At 60.0% G+C, this 13,481-nt stretch carries 13 protein-coding genes; 11 read left to right on the top strand and 2 right to left on the bottom strand.

What is annotated here, in order from left to right; translation table 11 throughout:
• The first annotated feature begins 8 nt into the window (after positions 1-8).
• Both pdxH and EQG66_RS08390 read left to right on the top strand, forming a co-directional pair.
• The gene (pdxH, locus tag EQG66_RS08395) at positions 9-590 is read left to right on the top strand and encodes a pyridoxamine 5'-phosphate oxidase (RefSeq protein WP_425470232.1); all 582 of its coding nucleotides are present in this window, start codon (positions 9-11) and stop codon (positions 588-590) included.
• Positions 587-1,567 carry a cation diffusion facilitator family transporter gene (locus EQG66_RS08390; RefSeq protein WP_245987960.1) on the top strand — a complete coding sequence of 327 codons (981 nt, stop codon included), beginning with the start codon at positions 587-589 and terminating at the stop codon, positions 1,565-1,567. The genes pdxH and EQG66_RS08390 overlap by 4 nt, the downstream gene beginning before the upstream one ends.
• A 14-nt stretch (positions 1,568-1,581) precedes the next feature.
• Here EQG66_RS08390 and EQG66_RS08385 read toward each other — a convergent pair whose 3' ends face one another.
• Positions 1,582-2,721 carry a serine hydrolase domain-containing protein gene (locus EQG66_RS08385; RefSeq protein WP_129404152.1) on the bottom strand — a complete coding sequence of 380 codons (1,140 nt, stop codon included), beginning with the start codon at positions 2,719-2,721 and terminating at the stop codon, positions 1,582-1,584.
• Positions 2,722-2,771: 50 nt separating this feature from the next.
• Between EQG66_RS08385 and EQG66_RS08380 the strand changes: the two genes are divergently transcribed.
• Positions 2,772-3,101 (top strand): hypothetical protein, encoded by a 330-nt coding sequence (locus EQG66_RS08380; protein ID WP_129404151.1) that lies wholly within the window; start codon positions 2,772-2,774, stop codon positions 3,099-3,101.
• Here the strand turns inward: EQG66_RS08380 and mnmA are convergent.
• Entirely contained in the window at positions 3,064-4,209 is a 1,146-nt protein-coding gene (gene mnmA, locus EQG66_RS08375; protein WP_129404150.1) for a tRNA 2-thiouridine(34) synthase MnmA, read from the bottom strand. The two genes, EQG66_RS08380 and mnmA, sit on opposite strands and share 38 nt — an antisense overlap.
• A gap of 137 nt (positions 4,210-4,346) precedes the next feature.
• On the opposite strand from mnmA, the gene EQG66_RS08370 reads away from it, so the two are divergent.
• The 8 genes from EQG66_RS08370 (at position 4,347) to EQG66_RS08335 (ending at position 13,393) form a co-directional block, all read left to right on the top strand.
• On the top strand, positions 4,347-4,628 hold the full coding sequence (locus EQG66_RS08370) for a hypothetical protein (protein WP_129404149.1): 282 nt from the start codon (positions 4,347-4,349) through the stop codon (positions 4,626-4,628).
• A gap of 103 nt (positions 4,629-4,731) precedes the next feature.
• Positions 4,732-5,031, top strand: coding sequence for a CtrA inhibitor SciP (sciP, locus tag EQG66_RS08365; protein WP_129404148.1), 300 nt, complete (start codon positions 4,732-4,734; stop codon positions 5,029-5,031).
• 220 nt (positions 5,032-5,251) lie between these two features.
• Positions 5,252-5,506, top strand: coding sequence for a GlsB/YeaQ/YmgE family stress response membrane protein (locus tag EQG66_RS08360; RefSeq protein ID WP_129404147.1), 255 nt, complete (start codon positions 5,252-5,254; stop codon positions 5,504-5,506).
• A gap of 264 nt (positions 5,507-5,770) precedes the next feature.
• On the top strand, positions 5,771-6,961 hold the full coding sequence (locus EQG66_RS08355) for an efflux RND transporter periplasmic adaptor subunit (RefSeq protein ID WP_129404146.1): 1,191 nt from the start codon (positions 5,771-5,773) through the stop codon (positions 6,959-6,961).
• Positions 6,958-10,053 (top strand): efflux RND transporter permease subunit, encoded by a 3,096-nt coding sequence (locus EQG66_RS08350; RefSeq protein WP_129404145.1) that lies wholly within the window; start codon positions 6,958-6,960, stop codon positions 10,051-10,053. Before EQG66_RS08355 ends, EQG66_RS08350 begins: the two co-directional genes overlap by 4 nt.
• Position 10,054: 1 nt before the next feature.
• The gene (locus tag EQG66_RS08345) at positions 10,055-11,311 is read left to right on the top strand and encodes a DUF445 domain-containing protein (RefSeq protein ID WP_245987958.1); all 1,257 of its coding nucleotides are present in this window, start codon (positions 10,055-10,057) and stop codon (positions 11,309-11,311) included.
• A gap of 42 nt (positions 11,312-11,353) precedes the next feature.
• Positions 11,354-12,496 carry an ATP phosphoribosyltransferase regulatory subunit gene (locus EQG66_RS08340; RefSeq protein ID WP_129404144.1) on the top strand — a complete coding sequence of 381 codons (1,143 nt, stop codon included), beginning with the start codon at positions 11,354-11,356 and terminating at the stop codon, positions 12,494-12,496.
• Between the two features lie 369 nt (positions 12,497-12,865).
• Positions 12,866-13,393 (top strand): FAD-dependent monooxygenase, encoded by a 528-nt coding sequence (locus tag EQG66_RS08335; RefSeq protein ID WP_129404143.1) that lies wholly within the window; start codon positions 12,866-12,868, stop codon positions 13,391-13,393.
• The last annotated feature ends 88 nt before the right edge of the window (positions 13,394-13,481 follow it).

Here is a 13,481-nt window from a genome sequence, read left to right as displayed (position 1 = left end):
ATCGGGCTATGATCGACGAACCATTTTCCCAATTCAACGAGTGGTATGCGCTGGCCCGCGAGAGCGAGCTCAATGACAGCAACGCGATGGCACTGGCCACGGTGGATGCGGATGGACGGCCTTCGGTGCGTATGGTGCTGCTGAAAGGGCACGGGCCGGACGGGTTTGTCTTCTACACCAACTTCGAGGGACGGAAGGCAGGCGACCTGCTGGTCAACCCCAACGGCGCACTGCTGTTTCACTGGAAATCACTCCGTCGCCAGATCCGCATAGAGGGCGCAGTCGCGCGGGTGGATGACACCACCGCCGACGCCTATTTCGCCACCCGCAGCCGCGACAGCCAGCTCGGCGCCTGGGCATCCGACCAATCCCGGCCGCTAGAAAGCCGAGAGGTCTTCATGGCTCGCTATGCTGACATGAACGCGCGGTTCGAGGGGCAGGAGGTGTCGCGCCCGCCGCATTGGTCTGGCTTTCGTCTAATCCCGCGCCGAATCGAGTTCTGGCAGGACAGGGAGCACCGGCTCCATGAACGCTGGCTCTATAGCGCGGACGGCAAAGGCGGCTGGGCCAAAGGTATGCTCTATCCATGAGTGAGCAGACGGCCCCTACCAGCTTCGCGCAACGCGGCATGCTCACCCGCAGCGCAGCGCTGGCAAGCGTGGCAGTGGCGACTGTCCTTCTCGGACTAAAGGCATGGGCGCTATGGCGCACGGATTCGGTCGCCGTACTTGGCTCGCTGGCGGATACCAGCCTCGATCTTGTTGCCAGCATCGTGACCTTGTTAGGCGTTCACTGGGCAGCCCAGCCCGCCGATGAGCAGCACCGCTTCGGGCATGGCAAGGCGGAGGCGCTCGCCAGCCTGTTTCAGGTGACGCTCATAACGATAGCGGCGTTGGGGCTGGCGTGGGAATCGACGCACAGGCTGTTGTCAGGAGTGCATCAAACAACCGGCGCGGGCGAAGGCATCGGCGTTTCTCTGATCGCCATCGTGCTCAGCCTCACACTGGTGCTTTATCAGAAGCACGTGATCGCCCGGACCGGCAGCCTCGCCATCGGCACAGACAATCTGCACTATCAATCCGACTTCTACCTCAATGCATCCGTTATCGTCGCGCTGGTGCTGGACCAGTATCTTGGCGTTTCCGGCGTCGATCCATTATTTGGTATCGGCATCGCCGCCTGGCTGGCATGGAACGCGCTTCACGCCGCCTCTGATGCAGTGGATCACTTGATGGATAAGGAATGGTCGGTTGAGGAACGCCAGCATTTTCTGGAGGTCGCTGCGCGCCATCCTGAGCTTAAAGGCATTCACGACATGCGCACCCGCACTTCAGGCGCTCATCGATTCGTACAATTTCATGCCTCGGTCGATCCGAATATGTCCGTGAGGCAGGCGCATGACGTAATGGACGAGATAGAGGCTGCGCTGATGAAGGACTTCCCCGGCGTCGACATTTTGATCCATCCAGACCCTGAAGGCCATGTTGAGGGCGGGGGAGATCCGCTGCGCGCTACTGAAGCGGAAACGCTGCTGGCGCAAGAGGAAGGTGCGGCCAAGCCCGCATAAGCTTCTGCTTGACGCTAGCCCTGCGGGAACATCTCAACCAGCCTCACCAGCGCTCGACGGATACCGAGATATTGCTCATCGTTCGATATGCCCATGCGCAGGATCACCAGCCTCCGTGTGGGATCAATGAGCAAATACTGCCCATGATGCCCCACCGCAGCGAAGATGCGGCGAGAGCCTCTGCCTGGGAACAACGGATTACCCTCCCCCTCCCGATTGAGCCAGATATGGCCACCATAAGCTGCATTGAGGGCCGAGGGTGTGGTCATGAACTCAACCCAGCGCGCCGAGAGCACCTGATGTCCATTCACCCGCCCCTTGTTGCGCAGAAATTCTCCAAACCGGGCATAATCGCGCGCGGTCATATGCATCATCGCTCCGCCTATCATCGTACCGTGCGGGTCGAACTCAGGCGTGAGGCTGCTGAGGCCAACCGGCGTCATCAGCCTGCCCCTGACGAACTCCATCATCGCAGTGCGCCTTTGCTCCGCGCCCTCTCTGGCGGTGAGCATGCGTGTCATCATGTCAGATAGGATCATCGAGTCGGCGGTGGAGTAGGTAAAATGGGTGCCAGGTGGATGCGCGACCGGCTTAGCCTCGGCATAGGCGGCCATATCGGACGCGCCATCGGTGAAGATCATGCGCACCGTATCCGCATTATAGCGCGGCGGCCCATCCTCGCTGTGCTCCAGCCCGGAGGCCATCTGCAACAGATTGCGTAGCGTGATTGCGCCGCGCGGATCGCCCGGCTGGTTCCAGGCAGGGACAGGCGCTGGGCTGTCCAGCGCCAGCCGCCCATCCGAAACCATCAGGCCGATCAATGTCGCTGTCACCGTCTTGGCGATGGAGCGAGAGAGCAGCTTCGTCTGCGGGCCGATCCCCTCACCATAGCGTTCGGCGACGATCTTGCCGTCGCGCATCATGATAAACGCCTGAGTTGCGCCCGATGAGTCTTCGTCGAATAGCCCCTCTGCCGCGTCTGCAATCTGCTGCGCGCTGATGCCGCCGCTGCCCACCAGCGTGCGGTAGCGCGCAATGTCTGACGGTGGTAGCGGTGCATTCTGCGTTCCGGAATACCTTTGCCACAACGCGCCTGCCGCCAGTGCCACAAATAGAAGCAGCACACTTGCCGCGATCCACTTTTTGCTGTTCATGAGGCCGTTCATCCGTGGGCGTTTACCACAAGATTTGGAAAAGGGCAGTCATGGTTCGCACCGGCGGCAAAGTGGATTGGGCGCGATGGATTTTGATCGTGTTGCTGGTGGCGTCCGCCCTATATGCTGCATGGAAATGGGGTGAGTGGCAGCGAGCGGGCGCCGCCGGTGCTGCCTACGCGGCGCGCATCACCTGCTCGTGCCGCTATATCGGCGGGCGTGACGCCAAAAGCTGCTCGCGCGATGTTCGCGATGATGCCTGGATGGCATCGATATCCGAGGAGCGTGAGCAAAAGGCGGTGCGAGCCTCGGTGCCGCTGTTGGGGAGCGCGCGGGCCGTGTTCAGGCCGGGCTATGGATGTGTGATGGATCAGGGATAGCGCTAACGGTTTCCGCGATCCAACCGCCGCCAAGCACCCGGTCTCCGTCATACAGGACCGCCGCCTGCCCTGGCGCGACGCCATATTCCGGGTTTTCGAATAATAGGCGGTCGCCCTCCAGCTTTGCCGATACCGGCTTTGCGAGCGAGCGCACCTTGGCCATGCACGCGCCGGCAAAGTCCCCGCCCAGCCAGTTGATATCCGCGAGCAGCGCCGCCCCCACCGCCAATGCGCGCTTCGGCCCAACGATCACGCGGCGGCTGGCCGCATCGAGCTTCACGACATAGAGCGGCTCTGGCAAACCGCCCAGCTCCAGCCCCTTGCGCTGGCCGACGGTGTAATGGATCAGCCCCTTGTGCTGGCCCAGCACACGGCCCTCCACATCGACGATATCGCCGCCCGCGTCGGCGTCTGGCCGCACCTTGCGGACCACACTGGCATAGTCGCCATCCGGCACGAAGCAGATGTCCTGGCTGTCCGGCTTCATCGCCACCGGCAGGCCGATCTGCGCCGCTATTTCGCGCACATGGCCCTTGGGCAGCCCACCCAACGGAAAGCGTAGGTAATCAAGCTGATCCTGCGTAGTTGCGAACAGGAAATAGCTCTGGTCCCGCGCCGGGTCGGCTGCGCGATGTAACTGCGCGCGCCCGTCTGCGCCCACCACGCGGCGCACATAATGGCCCGTCGCGAGGCAATCCGCCCCCAGATCCCGCGCCAGCGCAAACAGATCGGTGAACTTCACCCCCATATTGCACTTCACGCAGGGTATGGGGGTACGCCCCGCCATATATTCGTTGGCAAAGTCGGCAATCACCGACTCGCGAAAGCGCGACTCATAATCGAACACATAATGTGCGATGCCGATTCGCTCCGCAACAGCGCGGGCATCGCGAATGTCCTGCCCGGCGCAACAGCTGCCCGCGCGCTTCACCGCCGCGCCATGATCATAAAGCTGGAGCGTGACCCCAATGACCTCGGCACCAGTACGCGCGGCCAAAGCGGCGACCACGCTGGAATCGACACCACCAGACATGGCAACGACGATTTTCCGGCCACTGAGTGGGCCTTCAAGCTGGAAATCAGCCTCATGATGCGCAGATAAGCTCATAGCCCGCGCGTATAGGAGCCACTCGGCGTTTATGCACCCGATAAATCGGCTTCCTCTCACCAGATCATTAGGGAAACCTAACAGCTTCTCACCACCCGGTTTACCGGCTCTTATCCATTCTTCGCTAGTATCCACCAATGGATTTGAGTTTTGCCCTGAGTCCCGCTGGTGCGGCGCGCTCGTCTTTCGAGGCTGTGTCGCTGGCGGATATAAGGGCGGCGGCCTTGGCCCGGCGCGCATTATGCGGTCGTGCCATCGCCGAGGGTTTCCTGCGGGGGCAGGACGATATGCCCGACACAGTCCATATTCTGGCATGTGCCATCATGCCTGAAGGCAACGGGTTGATCGAGACCGTTGCTCTGGGTGGCAGCTTTAATCCGGCTGTCGCGCATCAATTGATGGTGGGGAAAAGAAGGTGAAGATCGCGTTTACTATCGCGCTTTAGCCGTTGTTGAAGGCTGATCCGCATAATGGCGCTATCGAGAGCACATACAAGGCCCCGTGCCGTTAATTGAGGTTGGAATGATAGAGAACCAGAAAATACGCCCAGCACAGGTAGTCGGCCCCCTCGGCGAACCGTTGACGCTGGCTTCATTGCCTGCCCCCGGAACCACCCGCTGGGTCGTGCGCCGCAAGGCCGAGGTCGTGGCGGCCGTCAATGGCGGCCTACTCAGCGTCGATGAGGCCTGCGAACGCTATTCCCTCACGCTGGAGGAATTCGCCGGTTGGCAACGCGCGGTCGACCGCGCCGGTATGCCCGGCCTGCGCGTCACACGCATCCAACACTATAAATCCCTTTACGAGCGCCACCAGCGCTACTGATTGTGCGCCGGTGCCTGCGGCTCGTCCGCGGGCCGGCCACATCAAATCCCAATTCATTGTGCGACGACTGGCCGTCTGCCCTCATAGGCAGGCGGTTTTTTTGGGTCTTGCCGCGCCCAATATGCGCCAGCTCCAGCCCTGCATGGAACCAACGATGCCCCAGATCGTTCTGTATTTGCGAGGTTAAAACGGCCGTTAGGCGTGGCTGAGAGGAGCGATTATGGGACTGATTATCTGGCTTATCGTGGGCGGTGTCGTTGGATGGCTAGCTAGCCTTCTGATGCGTACTGACGCCCAGCAGGGCATCCTGCTCAACATTGTGGTCGGCATTGTCGGCGCATTCATCGGCGGGCTTATCTTCGGCGCTGGCACCATAAACACCGTTATTTCCCTGCCCAGCTTTCTGGTATCGTTGCTAGGTGCGGTAATATTGCTGGCGCTCGTAAATCTTCTGCGTAGGGGAACTGTGCGCTAACGCAGTATGGCCGGTGATCCCGCCCAGCGGCTTTATCTGAAATTTATCAAGAGTCATATGCGCTAAATGCGCATATGACTCTTTTTTGCATTGCATCATAAAGGCCTTGTTCAGGCTTGATTTACGATCTTTCCGCCACCATCTTGCGCAGGACTGTCGCCAAAATGCCGTGCGGTGTCTGGTGCATATTGGGGCAGCGGTATCATAAGTGACTGGTGACGCATGAGCAGATGCGCTCTGCGCTCTGGTTCGGGAAGGCAGACAATGAATTTCGAGACGGGGTTCGCGGGCGATAGCCTCCAGGCGGGTGAACAACAGCTTGCGCGCCGTAGAAAACTCATTCTTATCGCCGGACTGGTCGTGCTTGCACTCATTGGGCTGGCAGTATGGACGCACAGCGGATCATCGGGCGAAAGTTCGAGCATTGGCGGTGACGGCGTACTGCCCCGCGTTACAGTGGTTAAGCCAGGCAGAAGCGCCGTTTCCACGACCGTAACCGCCACAGGAACATTGGCTGCGCGGCGCGAAATGCCAGTCGGCGTTGTCGGCGAGGGTGGCGCAGTCTCCGCTGTACTGGTAGAACCGGGAGACTGGGTTCGTGCGGGTCAGGTACTGGCCCGTGTAGAGCGGTCCGTGCAGGCACAACAAGGCGCATCGCTCGCCGCGGCTATCCAGGTCGCCCGCGCGGATGCACGGCTGGCACAAAATGACCTTGATCGGGCTAGCGCGCTTGTATCCAATGGATTCGTCAGCAAGGCTGATCTGGATCGAAGGACCGCAGCGCGTGATGCCGCGCTAGCGCGAGTGCGCGTCGCTGAAGCGCAATATAACGAACAGCAGGCCCGCATTGGTCGGCTTGATATTCGCGCACCCGCTGCCGGGCTGGTGTTGACCCGCGCCGTGGAACCGGGGCAGGTTGTCGGCGCGGGCAGCGGAGTTCTCTTCCGGCTGGCCAAGGGTGGCGAGATGGAGCTGATGGCACGGCTGAGCGAGTCCGATCTTGCGTCGCTCTCCGAGGGAGATCAGGCCGACGTAACGCCCGTAGGAGGCAAGCAGGCTTATACAGGCCGTGTCTGGCAGATTGCGCCAGTGATTGACCCGCAGACACGCCTCGGCATGGCAAGAATTGCCATTCCCTACCATAAAGATGTGCGGCCGGGTGGTTTTGCTTCGGCGCGCATAGTTAGCGGCACTGCACAAGCTCCCGTTCTGCCCGAATCTGCGATCCAGAATGACGACAAGGCTAGCTATGTCTACATCGTCAACGCGCAGAACATAGTCGAACGGCGTGATGTCAAGATCGGGCAGGTTTCCGCCAACGGTGTTTCCATCCTTAGCGGCTTGAGCGGCGCTGAACGCGTGATCGCGCTGGCGGGTGGGTTCCTCAGCCCCGGACAGAAAGTTGAACCGAAGGCCGATGCCACTGGCGCGACACGAGCCAGGCCTGCACAATGAGCTTTCGCAACATATCTAGCTGGTGCATTCGCAACCCGGTGCTGCCTTTGGTGCTGTTCGCCGGGCTGATGCTCGCGGGTGTAGTGTCCTTCATGCGCATGGACATCAACAACAATCCAGACATCAGCTTTCCAATGGTTCGAGTCGAAGTCGCGCAACCCAGCGCCGCGCCTTCAGAACTTGAAACGCAGGTGACGCAGCGTGTCGAGGCAGCAGTGCGCGGCATAAACGGCGTCGACGAGATTATCTCTTATGCCCGCGAAGGCAGCAGCACGACGATGGTGCAGTTCGTGATCGGCACGCCAGTCGATCGTGCGCTCAACGACGTGCGCAATGCGGTATCGCAGATACGAAGCGATTTGCCGGATGGTATATTGGAGCCGCAAGTCCTGAGGGTTGATATCGACGGTGGACCGATAGCCTATTGGAGCGTCGAAGCCACCGACATGACGCTGGAACAGCTCTCCTGGTTTGTCGACAATACCGTAGCCAAGCGCTTGCTGGGCGTTGAGGGCATGGCGGCGGTGCGCCGCGGCGGCGGAGTCGACCGCGAGATTAGAGTTATCCTGAAGCCTGATCGCCTTCAGGCTTATGGGATCAGCGCCGCCCAGATCAACCAACAAATGCGCGCGATGAACGTTAATGCCGCAGGGGGCCGTGCCGAGATCGCAGGTGCAGAACAGTCTGTACGCGTGCTCGGCAACGCAAGCACCGCCTTCGCTCTCGGCCAATCACAAATCCAGATCAGCAACGGACGCTCAGTACGCCTCGATGAACTGGCAGACGTAAAGGATATGTACGCCGAGCAGCGCTCGCTCGCCATGATGAACGGCCGACAGGTAACCAGTATCGCAATGGAAAAGGCGAAGGGCTCTTCTGATGTGGCAGTTTATGAGGAGGCCAAGAAGGAACTGGAGGCGATCGCGAAGCAGCACCCTGGCGTCCGCTTCAAGGAGCTGTTCACCAGCGTAAACTATACCAAGGGTCAATATAACAGCGCCATGACCTCTATGGTTGAGGGTGCGATACTGGCGGTGATTATCGTCTTCATCTTCCTGCGAGACTGGCGGGCAACGTTGATTTCAGCTCTGGCTATCCCATTGTCCGCCATCCCAGCCTTCTGGTTCATGGACATGATGGGCTTTACGCTCAACACCTTGTCGCTGCTCGCGCTCAGCCTTGTCGCCGGCGTCTTGGTGGACGACGCAATTGTTGAGATCGAGAATATCGTGCGCCATATGCGTATGGGCAAATCCGCCTATCAGGCATCGATCGATGCGGCGGACGAGATCGGCCTCGCCGTCCTCGCCACCACTATGTCCATTGTGGCCGTGTTTCTGCCGGTTGCGATGATGCCCGGTATATCGGGTCAGTTCTTCATCCAGTTCGGTATGACGGTGGTGGTCGCAGTGCAGCTCAGCCTCGCGGTAGCGCGCATGATCTCACCGATGATCGCCGCCTATTTCCTGGAGGCGCACGGTGAGGCGACACACGGCGAAGGCTGGCTGATGGACAATTACATGCGCATGCTCAAATGGTCGCTGGAGCATCGCTATAAAGTGGTGTTTCTCGGTGGAGGTGGAGCGCTGCTGGCAACGGTGCTGGCGTTCTATACTTTGCCCTTTACCTTTCAACCAACCCTCAATGTCGACTATAGCCATGTGAAGATAGAGCTTGTGCCCGGTACTACGCTGGAGCAGTCGCGCAAGGTGACACAACAGGTCACTGATATTCTGATGAAAGACAAGGACGTAGTCGACGCAGCCTTCAGCGATATCCAGACCACAGCCGCGGACATTTACCTCACACTGCGCAAAGACCGGCCGACGAGCAGTGTGGAGTGGGAGCGCAAGAACGCCCCGATTTTGGCACAGGTCGCTGATGCACGCGTCTATTTTCAGGCCCAGGAGCAGGGCAGCGCGCCATCCAGTGGGCGCGACATCACCATCATGCTGGGCGGAGATGACCCGGTACTGCTGGAGAACACCGCGCATACACTGGTAAAACAGATGGCCAGTATTCCTGAAATTCGCGCCCCACGGCTCAGCGGCGATATGAAGCGGCCAGAGATCATCATCCGCCCGCGCATGGATCTGGCAGCAGACCTTGGCGTGACGACCGTCGCGTTGAGCCAGGCAGTACGCATTGCGACACTAGGCGATATCGATCAGAACAGCGCCAAATTCTCGCTGCTCGACAGGCAAGTGCCAATTCGCGTTTCGATGGAAGAAGACGCGCGCAAGGACATTTCCAGCATCCAGAACCTGCCGGTGCCTACAGAAAGCGGCGGTTCAGTTCCCTTAAAGTTGGTAGCGGACATCAGCTTCGGCGCTGGTCCGACGGAAATACGCCGCTATAATCAGGTGCGCCGCGTCGTGATCGGTGCCGATCTCGCCCCAGGTGTTGTCAGCAGCGAAGCCACGGCCAAGATCGACGCGCTGCCCATTCTCACCAATCTCCCCAATGGTGTGCGCAAGCTCGACGTCGGTAACGCAAAATGGCAGAAGGAACTCATCACCAATTTCGTTATCGCCGTGATCTCTGGCATTTTGCTCGTCTTTGCAGTGTTGGTGCTGCTATACAAGCGGGTCATGCCGCCGTTCGTCAATCTCAGCTCGCTGGCGCTTGCGCCACTGGGCGGGGCGCTAGCGCTACATCTCACCAACACGCCGGTATCGATGCCTGTGCTGATCGGGTTGCTGATGCTGCTTGGCATCGTGGCGAAAAACTCGATCCTGCTCGTCGATTTCGCTCTGGAAGAGATAGGAAAGGGTGTCGCCAAATATGAGGCGATCATGGATGCTGGCCACAAGCGCGCCCAGCCTATCATCATGACCACGGTTGCCATGGTGGCGGGCATGGTACCCACTGCGATCTCCCTTTCAGGCGACAGCGCATGGCGGCAACCGATGGGCATCACAGTGATCGGCGGACTTGTGCTCTCAACGCTATTGACACTGCTCATCGTGCCTTCGGCCTTTAGCCTGGCCATAGGCCTTGAGGCGAAGATCGGACCGAAGCTCAGAAAGGCGCTACTAACCTACGACCCGGACAAGCATGGCGAAAGCGCGGCTACACAGCCTGCGGAATAATATGCAGCAAGAGCAGTCCACCGGCCAGCCCGATGCCGCGCGTCAGGCGATGCAACGTGCGGCAAGCGGGTTGCTCATCGCAATGGCCATTCTCTTTATCGCCGCTAAATCTTATGCGCATGTTCACCCGGCGATAGGCTTTGTTCAAGCCTTTGCTGAGGCGGCAATGGTAGGGGGGTTGGCCGACTGGTTTGCCGTCACTGCACTGTTTCGTCACCCGTTGCGCCTGCCGATCCCGCACACGGCTATTATACCACGCAATAAGGACAGGATCGGCGACGCGCTCGCCGCCTTTCTGCGCGAGAATTTCCTGGTGCCGCATGTGGTGGCGCGGCGCATGGGGCGGCTCGATGTCGCGGGCGTGGTTGGGCGCTTCCTCGCCCGCCCGACCGAGCGCATGGCGGGGCGGCTGAGGCAGGGCGCTTCTCGGCTGGTAGCAGACATATTGGAAGCGATGGATGAGGAACGCCTCGGCAACATGGCAAAAGGCGCGCTGGTCCACCGCCTCGGCGCCCTCAACCTCGCGCCCCTGATCGGGCAGGCGCTTGACGCCGCCATGCGCAAGGGGCGGCACGAGGGCGTGATAGATGCCGGTATCGGCTGGGCCGCGCGCACGCTGGAGAGCCAAGCGGATCTTATCCGCGAGATGGTAAGCCAGCGGGCGGGCGCTTTGATGCGTCTCACCGGGCTGGACGAAAAGCTCGCCAACGCCATTCTCGATGGCCTGATGAAACTTTTCGCCGAGATGGCGGAGGACCGGGAGCATCCAGTGCGCAAACGCGCGCTAGATGGGCTGCAAAACCTTGCCCTTCGCCTCCAGCACGAGCCGGAGATGCAAGCGAAAGTGGCGCGTATCCGTGACGAAATAATCGCTAACCCCGCCCTACAGAAATGGATTGACGGCCTGTGGGAACAGGGTCGCGCTGCACTGCTGCGCGTGGCGAGAGACCCTGAGGCGGTTGCCGCCGGCAAATTCGGTGAAGCGCTGCGCCAAATCGGCGCGAGTATTGAGAGCGACCCGGCGCTGAAGATAGTGATCAATCGCTTTGCCCGCCGCGCTGTCGTCGGACTAACTGCCAGCTATGGCGACAGCATCGTGCGATTGGTGAGCGAGACGGTGCGCGGCTGGGATGCGGGCACCATAACCGAGCGACTGGAAAGTGCTGTGGGGCGTGATCTGCAATATATCCGCATCAACGGCACGCTCGTCGGCGGGCTGGTCGGCGTCGCCATACACGCGGCGGACCTAGTGTTTTGACAGCCCTTGTCGTGTTCCGGTTTGCCGCTTAAAGAGACGCGCATGAGCGCATCCCTGCCCCCGCCCGATATGGGTCTGTTGCCCGAAGGCCTGTCAGACCGCCTCCCGCCACAAGCGGAAGCATCGGCACGGCTGGTGCGGCATGTGCTCGATAGCGTAGCCTCCTTCGGCTATGCGCGCGTGATGCCACCGATGGCAGAGTTTGAAGACAGCCTGCTGGCAAGGCTCCAGTCCGCCAGCGCGCAGGATCTGATGCGCGCGACCGACCCGGCATCGGGCCGGATGCTGGCGCTGCGGCCAGATATTACCGCGCAGGTAAGCCGCATCGCCGCCACGCGGCTGGGTAAGGCGGCACGGCCGCTGCGCCTGTCCTATGCCGGGCAAGTGCTGAAATTGCGCGCGGATCAGCTCCGCCCAGAGCGCGAAGAGACGCAGCTCGGCGCAGAGCTAATCGGCACCGACAGCGACGCCGCCGCGACCGAGATTGTCGGTGTGGCGATCGCCGCGCTCAAGGCGGCAGGTGTCACCGGCATTACGATTGACTTCACCCTGCCCGGCCTGGTGGATACTCTGGCCACAGGGCCAATGCCGCTCTCGCCCGATCTGATCGAGCCGGTGCGGGCGCGGCTCGATGCCAAGGACGCAGGTGGTCTCGTTGCGCTGGGGCCGCAGGCAGCGGCGTACATGCCGCTGATTGAGGCGGCTGGCCCGTTTCACCCGGCGATGGAACGGCTGGAAGCCATCGACGCTGCGACCGGCGGCGTGCTCACAGGACGGATCGCAGCCCTGCGCGCCATCGCCAAACCGATCGGCTGGGACATCACGCTGACGCTTGACCCAACCGAGCGACATGGTTTTGAATATCAGAGCTGGTTTGGCTTCTCGATCTTTGCAGAGGGCTTTGTCGGTGAGCTGGGCCGCGGCGGTGGCTATGCCATCGAGCACAAAGACGGGCACAGCGAACCCGCCATCGGCTTTTCGCTTTATCCCGATCCGCTGATCGATGCAGGGTTCGGAGCGGAGGAAGCGCAGAGCGTCTTCCTGCCACTCGGCCATAATGAATCGCGGGCCGCAGCTCTGAGAGCCGAAGGCTGGCGCACGGTCACCGCCTTATCTGATGCCGATGATGGCCGCGCACTGGGATGTACTCACTGGCTCGACGCGGCGGAAACCATAGCTTACTGAACCGCCCATACCTTCTCTGGTAGTATGCCACGCATAGCCTGCGGCTGCTTTAAGGGTAGTCCATTTGTCTGGATTACTGCTGCATTTAAGCAAGAGAGTATGATCCTGCGACCGAATATGCGGTGAAGGTGAAGGCTCCCAACCACAGCCTTCTGACTGCTCACTTATCTCCCATAAACATCGTCAGCTGAAGCTATGATAGCCGGCTGTATAGGTCACAACTTAAAATTGTGAAATTGATCAATATAAACAGTTTGAAATACTATCTCAAAATCATGTTCTCTGCTGATCAGGCAATGGGGCAGCCTGTTCAGAATCTGGCAGGACGGTCATCTGTGTAGCAAGGCCAGAATTGAGAGGAAGTATATCGTGAACACTTCAGACGAAAATGAGTTTCAGGTTGTAGTGGCCGGGGCCGGTCCTGTGGGCATGGCTGTAGCGATTGAACTTGGATTGCGGGGCATCCGCACATTGGTGTGCGACCCGCGTGGCCCTGTGGAATACAATGTGGCGCGCATCAATTTGACCAACGCCCGTTCTATGGAGCATTTTAGGCGTTGGGGTATAGCAGATAAACTGCGCGAAAACGATCCCATACCTTCGGATGTCGTTCGCGATCTGACTTATGTCACGCGCGCCAATGGCCGCATCATCCTGAATGTTGAAGGTGCCTATGAATGGCGCGAACAACCGTCATTTGCCGCAGAGGTACCAGAGTGGGCGCCACATCACGCCATTGAGAAAACTTTGCGGGAAAAGATTCTGTCCATTCCTGCTGTGACTTTCATGCCATTTACCACAATCAAGGACTTCACTCAGGACAGTGAGGGGGTAACCTTAACTTATGAGGACCAGAGCGGGGACTGTCAGGATTTCCGTGTGTGGGCGGGCGGTTGAACATTACGCCGCCATGGCTCTGATGAAGCGCTCGCCGAAGATCACGGCGAACTGAGCCTTGGCCATGGACCACTCACGCGGTGGCATT

The sequence above is a fragment of the Sphingobium fluviale genome (genome assembly GCF_004122115.1).
Lineage (GTDB): Bacteria > Pseudomonadota > Alphaproteobacteria > Sphingomonadales > Sphingomonadaceae > Sphingobium > Sphingobium fluviale.
The sequence above is the reverse complement of the archived record's forward strand: the minus strand, read 5'-3'. Positions and strand labels throughout refer to the sequence as shown.

Coding starts and splice junctions, on each gene's coding strand:
- sciP (WP_129404148.1), top strand. CDS start 4,732: ATGATAGAGAACCAGAAAATACGCCCAGCACAGGTAGTCGGCCCCCTC.
- EQG66_RS08390 (WP_245987960.1), top strand. CDS start 587: ATGAGTGAGCAGACGGCCCCTACCAGCTTCGCGCAACGCGGCATGCTC.
- EQG66_RS08350 (WP_129404145.1), top strand. CDS start 6,958: ATGAGCTTTCGCAACATATCTAGCTGGTGCATTCGCAACCCGGTGCTG.
- EQG66_RS08380 (WP_129404151.1), top strand. CDS start 2,772: ATGGTTCGCACCGGCGGCAAAGTGGATTGGGCGCGATGGATTTTGATC.
- EQG66_RS08355 (WP_129404146.1), top strand. CDS start 5,771: ATGAATTTCGAGACGGGGTTCGCGGGCGATAGCCTCCAGGCGGGTGAA.
- EQG66_RS08340 (WP_129404144.1), top strand. CDS start 11,354: ATGAGCGCATCCCTGCCCCCGCCCGATATGGGTCTGTTGCCCGAAGGC.
- EQG66_RS08370 (WP_129404149.1), top strand. CDS start 4,347: ATGGATTTGAGTTTTGCCCTGAGTCCCGCTGGTGCGGCGCGCTCGTCT.
- EQG66_RS08360 (WP_129404147.1), top strand. CDS start 5,252: ATGGGACTGATTATCTGGCTTATCGTGGGCGGTGTCGTTGGATGGCTA.
- mnmA (WP_129404150.1), bottom strand. CDS start 4,209: ATGAGCTTATCTGCGCATCATGAGGCTGATTTCCAGCTTGAAGGCCCA.
- pdxH (WP_425470232.1), top strand. CDS start 9: ATGATCGACGAACCATTTTCCCAATTCAACGAGTGGTATGCGCTGGCC.
- EQG66_RS08385 (WP_129404152.1), bottom strand. CDS start 2,721: ATGAACAGCAAAAAGTGGATCGCGGCAAGTGTGCTGCTTCTATTTGTG.
- EQG66_RS08345 (WP_245987958.1), top strand. CDS start 10,055: ATGCAGCAAGAGCAGTCCACCGGCCAGCCCGATGCCGCGCGTCAGGCG.